The sequence below is a fragment of the Dyella sp. genome, from assembly GCF_051954575.1.
Taxonomy (GTDB): domain Bacteria; phylum Pseudomonadota; class Gammaproteobacteria; order Xanthomonadales; family Rhodanobacteraceae; genus Dyella_B.
On sequence record NZ_JBQCHP010000110.1, the window covers coordinates 1 to 7,014 of the forward strand.

Here is a 7,014-nt window from a genome sequence, read left to right on the forward strand (position 1 = left end):
GAAAGCCAATGAGCTGGTGCATATCCAATATTCGTATGACGACAACGGCATCGTGCTCGTGAACCATGCTCTGGACGATGTGCATGGCCTGCAGGCGACGATCCGCGTACGCAATCTGGATGGCAGTGTGCGTTACGAAAAACACCTGCTAGGCATCGAGCTTGCAGGCAACCACACGCGCACCGTGGCGAAGCTGCCGGCTATCGCCGGCCTGTCACCCGTCTATTTCGTCGAGCTCGACCTCGCCTCTTCCGAAGGCAAGCCGGTCAGCCGCAACGTCTACTGGTTGTCCACGCAACAGGACACGCTCGACTGGCCGCACTCGAACTGGTACCTCACTCCGGTGACGCAGTATGCGGACTTCACCTCCCTGAAATCCCTACCGACCGCGATAAGCGAGGCGCATGCGACCACGCGGCGCCAAGGAAAGGATGAGGTCACCACGGTGACGCTGTCGGTGCCGGCATCGTCCAAGGCCGTGGCGCTGTTCCAGCATGTGTCGATCCGGCATGGCGCGCACGGCGAGCTTGTGCTGCCGATTCGCTGGACTGACAATGACGTGACGCTTTGGCCCGGCGAGTCGATCACCCTGACCGCGCGCTACGAAACGCAGGGAACCACCCTGCCGGTGCTGGAGGTGAGCGGGTGGAACGTTGCAGCCCAAAGCATTACGGCAACCGCCGCGCAGGGAACAGACCAGTGAAGACATCAAGGCTTGCATGTCACGCGTGACCATCAACGACGTCGCCCGCGCGTCGGGCACCTCGAAAAAAACCGTCTCGCGCGTGCTCAACAACGAGCCGAACGTACGCGACCAGGTACGCGAACGGGTGATGTCGGCCGTTGCCAAGCTCAACTACCGGCCGCTCACTTCGGCGCGCAGCCTGGCCACCAACCGCTCCTTCATGATCGGACTGCTCTACGACAACCTCTCGCCCAGCTACATCATGGAAGTACAGGCCGGCGTGCTGGAGGCATGCGAGGCAAAGCAATACATCATGATGGTGCAGCCGCTGGTCTCCACTGCGGCAGACTTCGTCGAACGAGTCGAGAGCATTCTCTCGCGCCATCAGCCCGATGGGCTGATCCTTACACCGCCCATCACCGATCATCCAAAACTGCTGGCTCATCTGCGCAAGAGCGAGCTTCCGTTCGCCTCGATCGCCCCACGCCAGCCCAAGGGCTGCATCGGCGTGATGCTGCGCGAGCGTGAGGCTGCCGCGGCGATGGTGGAGCATCTGGTGTCGCTGGGCCATCGCCGCATCGCGCACATCATTGGCGACCCCAAGCACGGTGCGGGCATCTGGCGCCTGGCCGGTTATCGCGATGGACTGAAGCGTGCGGGCCTGAAGGAAAATCCGGCGTACATGGTTCAAGGCCGCTTCTCCTTCGAATCGGGCGTGGCCGCAGCGCGCAAGTTGCTGGCGCTCAAGCAACGGCCCACCGCCATTTTCGCGGCCGACGACGATATGGCCGTGGGCGCAATCTGGGCCGCCGCGGAAGCCGGCGTAGCGGTACCCGGCGACATCTCCATCTGTGGTTTCGACGACACCACCATCGCCACGCAGGTGTGGCCCCCGCTGACCACCGTGCATCAACCCGTGCGCGACATGGGCAAGCGTGCCACCGAGGAACTGCTGCGCGTGCTCGGCAAGGGTGAAGCGCGCATGGTCGAAGTCGGCTACGAAATGCGCCTGCGCGCATCGACCGCCCCCGCGCCCTGAAGCTACACGCGTTACGATCCAGAGGAGACCGCCACATGCCCGCCAACAGCTCGCCACGGAAGTTCCATTTCATTTCCGGGCTGCCGCGCGCCGGTACCACGTTGCTGGCCGCGATCCTCAACCAGAACCCGCGCTTTCGCGCCGGCATGACCAGCCCGCTGGCGGACATCATGGGCGTGGTGATGGCCGAGGCCAGCAGCAAGAACGATTTTTCGTTCGACGTCTCCGACGAACAGCGCGTGGCCCTGTTGCGCGGACTGGTCGAAAACTTCTATTCGGTGGAAGCCGGCCCTGCGGTCGTATTCGATACCAGCCGCCTTTGGTGCAGCCGCATGCGCCTGCTCGACACGCTGTTCCCCGGCGTAAAGGTGATCGCATGCGTGCGCCAGCTGGCTTGGGTGCTGGACAGCATGGAGCGCCTGGTGCAGAAGCAACCGGTGAGCGTCAGCAAGGTCTTCCGCTTCGACACCAACACCACGGTGTATTCGCGCGTGGAGGCATTGACCGATCCGCGCGGCATGGTCGGCTTCGCCTACCAGGCCACCAAGGAGGCGTTTTACGGTTCGTACGCGCAAAACCACCTGCTGATGCTGACCTACGAAAGCCTGGTGCGTGATCCCGCCGCGGCCATGCGCGCCGTGTATCAGTTCCTTGGCGAGCCGTGGTACGAACACGACTTCGACCGCATCGACTACAACGCCGACGAATTCGACGCCCGCGTCGGTATGCCAGGGCTGCATGCCGTTCGACCGAAGGTGGAATTGGTCGAACGCCAACCGATTCTGCCGCGCGAGATTTTTGGGCGCTTTGCCAATGAGGCGTTCTGGATGGATCCTAAGAACAACGTCAATCAAGTGCCGATCGTGTAGCGAACCTCAACGGCGCGAACGACGGCCCCCTCCCCTGCTTGCAGGGGAGGGCTGGGGCGGGGTTGTACGAGCTGGCCGCATCGTTGAAATGTGTCGCGAGGTTGCTTCACCCCACCCTACCCCTCCCCTGCTACACGTAGGGGAGGGGACACGTTGTAGAAAAATTTCCCTTACTGCACATTCAACGTCACATCGTCCAGCACAAACGACGTCTGATACGCCGAATCCTCCGTCCCAATGAATTTCAACGTGACCGACCTGCCGATATAGGCGCTCAAGTCCACGCTGTGCTGCTGATAACCCGACGCGGCATTGATATTGGAAAACTGCGCCACGGTGCCGAGCACATTGCCGGAGCTATCGAGCACCTGCACCTTCAACGTATCGTACGCATTGGTCTTGCTGGTTTCGGCGGTATCGATATGCAGCCAAAATGACAAGATCGCGCTCGTCTCGCCAGCCGGAATCGTGACCGCCTGCGAAACGGTATCGACGGTAGCGCTGCCGTAGCCGTCCAGCCACGCGAAGCCGGTTCCGGTATGCGCCGTCTCACCGGAGCACGTGCTGTTGGTGCACAACGCGCCGCTGCTCATCGACCAGGGCGACGCGGTGCCACCTTCAAACCCCGTATTGCCCAGCAATTGCGTGCTGCCACCGCCGCTGCCCGAAGACACCGTTACCGCGCTGGTCTTGCTGCCGGTCTTGCCGCCGTTGTCCGTGACGGTCAGGGTTACGTTGTAGGTGCCTGCAGCGGCATAGGTATGGCTTGGGCTGGTGGCAGTGGAGGTGCTGCCGTCACCGAAATTCCAGGAGCTGGAGACCACCGTGCCATCGCTGTCGGTGGAGCTGTTGGTGAACGAGGCAGCCAATCCGTTGGTCGAATCGCTGAAGTTCGCCACCGGTGGAACATCGCCGCCGCTGGTCGGATTGAAGTTGATGTCGAGCACGGCATGCAGCTCGATCGCATTCGGCGCGACGCCGGTTTGGCCGTGATTGAAATCGAAGAACCCCACGCCGCGAACTTCCACCGGAATATTCGCCGTCTGGAAGCTGGTCGTAACGGTATACCTGCCATCGAACTCGCTACGCGCATTCTGGATGCCCGCGGCGAAAGGACTGCCTGCGCCCACGCAGGCCGGATCGGGAATCTCCGCGATCATCGTATTGCCCTGCGCATCCTTGAGCACCAGGTGATAATCCGAATCGGTTTCCAGCTTGTATTCCACCAGGGTGGCGTCGACCACGAACAAGGTGGTCTCGGTGGGCTGGATGCGATTGTTGGCCGGCAACGTGCTGGGTGCCGTCAACGAATCCAGATAGCTGATGGTCTGCGAAACCGGATTGTTGAGATTGACCAGGCCCACATCCGCATCGGTACCTGTCTTGACCGACCAGCGTTCCACACCGCAACTGCCGCTACTGGCGTTGGGCGTAGCTATCAATTGTTCGTGCTCGACTTCCGATTCCACCGCCTGGTCGGCGGCCGATGCCATTGCGGCAACCCCCATCAACGTACAGACGACAAAACACCACAGCGCGATCTTGCTCTTCATGAGAATTCCCCGATGCATGTAGGTGTGATTCAAGAAGCCGCACGTTTTGCCCATCGTGCGCGCTCGTCGCAAATGCGACGCAACCATAGCTTGTCAGCCTGCAAGCCATAGTCAAATAGAACGGCGTTTATCGCCATAACCCTACCTACATGTATTCGCTTGCGTGACGCTGTCGTCGCTTGTCAACGCTTCGACATCTTTGTCGAGATTTTGTGACGACGCGAAAGCTTGGCGATGTCGATTGGTCCTTCTGCTAGGGCAGATAACCGCGCATCCTGTAAACATCCACCCCATGGACATCCACAACGGAGAGATTGCATGTTGACCTACCGGAGCACGTCCGTCGATGGGCTGCAGATCTTCTATCGCGAGGGTGGCGATCGCCGAAATCAGACCGTACTGCTGCTGCACGGCTTTCCTTCCTCGTCGAGGATGTACGAGAAGCTCATGCCCATGCTCGCGCAGCACTATCACGTCATCGCGCCGGATTATCCCGGCTTCGGCCATTCCGACGCGCCGTCACCGGACAGCTTCGCCTACACCTTCGATCATATCGCTGCGGTGATGGATGCCTTCGTGCAGCAACAAGGCACCGATCGCTACACGCTGTTCGTGCAGGATTACGGCGGCCCGGTCGGCTTTCGCCTGGCGCTGCGCCATCCCGAACGCATCGACGCGATCATTGTGCAGAATGCGGTCTCACACGAAGTGGGGCTTGGGCCCTTGTGGGAAACGCGGCGAAAATATTGGGCCAATCGCAGCGCCTATGCCGAGCAACTCCGCGCCAATCTCATCGCACCCGAAGCCGCAAAACAAAGGCACGTGGGCCACGATCCGCATCCGGAACGGTACGACCCCGATGCATGGACGGACGAGTCCGCCTTCCTGAGCCGGCCCGGCCAGGACCGCATCCAGGAAGATCTGTTCTACGACTACCGCACCAACGTGGCGTCCTATCCCGCATGGCAGGCGTACATGCGCGAACATCAGCCGCCGTTGCTCGTCATCTGGGGCAAGTACGATCCTTCCTTCACCGTGGAAGGCGCGTGGGCCTACCAGCAGGATGTCAAGCACGCGGAAGTCCACCTTCTGGATGCGGGCCATTTCGCCATGGACACCAAAAACGATGAGGTGGCCGCCCTTACCTTGAAATTCCTTGACAAACATCGCCGCTAAAACCAGGCCCATTTCGAACCACCTGGCGCGATGGCCTGTTGAAATAAAGTCATGTCCGCTTTCGATTGCGAAACGGACATGATTGGCATCACTCCTGGATATTGCCCACCGTATGCATCACGCCTGGATGGACGAACGTAGCGGCAATCATCGTGGTTGGCGCGGACGTCACTGCCGAAACCCCCGCGACACCGCCGCAGGCGATGAGCGAGACCATCAGTAACATCCAGCGAGGCAAAGCAATAGCTGGTCATGTCAAGGCGCTCGGACAAATGCGCGCATGAAACGCCCATCGGCCGCCAATATCCATGTTTCCGTGGGATATTCATGACTCCCTGATGTCACTTCCGCGCTGTTATGCCAACCGCGCCACAACCTCGGTTGGCGCTCCGCAGGAAACGGCAGCCGAGCCAGCGAACGCGGATGTGCATTCCCGGTGCCACCGGATGACTTATAAGGACAATTCCTGCGGCGGGAAGCCGCCCGCCGTTCGCGGGTGCATGGCTACCCGCCGCCTCAATTGCGTCATGTAAATATTTGAAAGGCCACTACAATCTTGCTTTTTGCGTAGCCGCGTCAGCAAAAAATCACTTGCCGGTTTGCGACGGAATCGATAGATTTTGCGGCGCGACACCTATGACTTGGCAGGGGGCCGGCCGAGGTTCGCGTTACAGGGAACAGCAATGGATCTTCGGTCCAGGCGAAAGCCAGGATATGGCCCAAGGACGAGTATCGCCTTACGCGCCTTCGCGCTCGCCCTGCCCGCCTCCTTTTTCACATGTGCACCGGCCATCTCGCAGGCCGCGAATGATGCTTACGAATGCCTGATCGAACCCGCCCAGATGGTGGAACTGGGTGCGCCCGTAAGCGGCCTGATCGACAAGGTGCTGGTCAAACGCGGTGATCGCGTATCGCGCGGCCAGGTACTCGCCTCCCTGGATTCCCATGCGGAACAAGCAGCAGCCGACTTGGCGCATTACAAGTCCCAGCTGGTCGGGCCGACGCAACTGGCGCAAAGCAAGATCGAATTCTCGCAGCGCAAGTTCGAGCGCCGCCGCGACATGGCCGCGGAAAAGCTGATGTCGCGCCAGGACAGCGACGATGCCGAGTCGGAGCTGAAACAAGCGCAGGCCGAGCTGGTTACCGCCAAAGAAAACCGTGAACAAGCCCGGCTGGAATTCGTCCAGCAATCGGCCCAGCTCAATCTACGCACGCTTCGCAGCCCCTTTGACGGCGTAGTGGTGGACCAGATGATGTGGCCTGGCGAGATTTTCGAGCCCAGCTCGACCAAGCACGCCATTCTGAAGCTCGCCCAGATCAACCCGTTGCACGTGCGCGTGGTGATGCCAATGCGCGCGTTCGGCGAAGCTTCGCCCGGCATGTCCGCCACGATCGTGCCGGAGATCCTGCAGAACCAGCATTACGCGGCCAAGGTCACCGGTGTCGATCGCATCATCGATGCGGCCAGCGGGACCTTCGTCGTGTTTATCGATTTACCCAATCCCAAGTTCGACCTGCCTTCCGGCGTGAAGTGCAAGGCGACGTTGAACAAGTAGTGCAGTAAGTGCAGTGCACATCGCTGCCGGACCACACCATCCGGACGGCGAAACGATGGATCACCGTTTTTCAAAGCATTATTCATTGACGAATCTACCGCGCCAAACGAGGGCAGCGGTCGCACAGGAGAAAAAT

The 7,014-nt window shown here is 60.5% G+C and carries 6 protein-coding genes and 1 pseudogene; 5 read left to right on the forward strand and 2 right to left on the reverse strand.

What is annotated here, in order from left to right:
- From ACTHNE_RS14905 to ACTHNE_RS14915, 3 genes and pseudogenes are all read left to right on the forward strand, one after another.
- A pseudogene (locus ACTHNE_RS14905) lies at positions 1–703 on the forward strand (glycoside hydrolase family 2); the annotation flags it as partial.
- A 16-nt stretch (positions 704–719) separates the two neighbouring features.
- Positions 720–1,724, forward strand: coding sequence for a LacI family DNA-binding transcriptional regulator (locus tag ACTHNE_RS14910; RefSeq protein WP_324937141.1), 1,005 nt, complete (start codon positions 720–722; stop codon positions 1,722–1,724).
- A gap of 35 nt (positions 1,725–1,759) precedes the next feature.
- Positions 1,760–2,593, forward strand: a complete 834-nt coding sequence (locus ACTHNE_RS14915) for a sulfotransferase family protein (protein ID WP_324937143.1) — start codon at positions 1,760–1,762, stop codon at positions 2,591–2,593.
- A 170-nt stretch (positions 2,594–2,763) separates the two neighbouring features.
- Here the strand turns inward: ACTHNE_RS14915 and ACTHNE_RS14920 are convergent, their stop codons facing one another.
- Positions 2,764–4,146 carry a PKD domain-containing protein gene (locus ACTHNE_RS14920; RefSeq protein WP_324937145.1) on the reverse strand — a complete coding sequence of 461 codons (1,383 nt, stop codon included), beginning with the start codon at positions 4,144–4,146 and terminating at the stop codon, positions 2,764–2,766.
- A 318-nt stretch (positions 4,147–4,464) separates the two neighbouring features.
- Here ACTHNE_RS14920 and ACTHNE_RS14925 point away from each other — a divergent pair, with 318 nt between their 5' ends.
- Positions 4,465–5,322: an alpha/beta fold hydrolase gene (locus ACTHNE_RS14925; RefSeq protein WP_324937147.1), complete on the forward strand. Its 858-nt coding sequence runs from the start codon at positions 4,465–4,467 to the stop codon at positions 5,320–5,322.
- Positions 5,323–5,410: 88 nt separating this feature from the next.
- Here the strand turns inward: ACTHNE_RS14925 and ACTHNE_RS14930 are convergent, their stop codons facing one another.
- Positions 5,411–5,539, reverse strand: coding sequence for a hypothetical protein (locus ACTHNE_RS14930; RefSeq protein WP_324937149.1), 129 nt, complete (start codon positions 5,537–5,539; stop codon positions 5,411–5,413).
- Positions 5,540–6,005: 466 nt separating this feature from the next.
- Here ACTHNE_RS14930 and ACTHNE_RS14935 point away from each other — a divergent pair, with 466 nt between their 5' ends.
- Positions 6,006–6,878 carry an efflux RND transporter periplasmic adaptor subunit gene (locus ACTHNE_RS14935; RefSeq protein ID WP_324937152.1) on the forward strand — a complete coding sequence of 291 codons (873 nt, stop codon included), beginning with the start codon at positions 6,006–6,008 and terminating at the stop codon, positions 6,876–6,878.
- The last annotated feature ends 136 nt before the right edge of the window (positions 6,879–7,014 follow it).

Excerpts from the sequence above, each read along its gene's own strand:
- ACTHNE_RS14925 (WP_324937147.1), top strand. The coding sequence starts at position 4,465 with ATGTTGACCTACCGGAGCACGTCCGTCGATGGGCTGCAGATCTTCTAT.
- ACTHNE_RS14910 (WP_324937141.1), top strand. The coding sequence starts at position 720 with ATGTCACGCGTGACCATCAACGACGTCGCCCGCGCGTCGGGCACCTCG.
- ACTHNE_RS14935 (WP_324937152.1), top strand. The coding sequence starts at position 6,006 with ATGGATCTTCGGTCCAGGCGAAAGCCAGGATATGGCCCAAGGACGAGT.
- ACTHNE_RS14930 (WP_324937149.1), bottom strand. The coding sequence starts at position 5,539 with ATGGTCTCGCTCATCGCCTGCGGCGGTGTCGCGGGGGTTTCGGCAGTG.
- ACTHNE_RS14915 (WP_324937143.1), top strand. The coding sequence starts at position 1,760 with ATGCCCGCCAACAGCTCGCCACGGAAGTTCCATTTCATTTCCGGGCTG.
- ACTHNE_RS14920 (WP_324937145.1), bottom strand. The coding sequence starts at position 4,146 with ATGAAGAGCAAGATCGCGCTGTGGTGTTTTGTCGTCTGTACGTTGATG.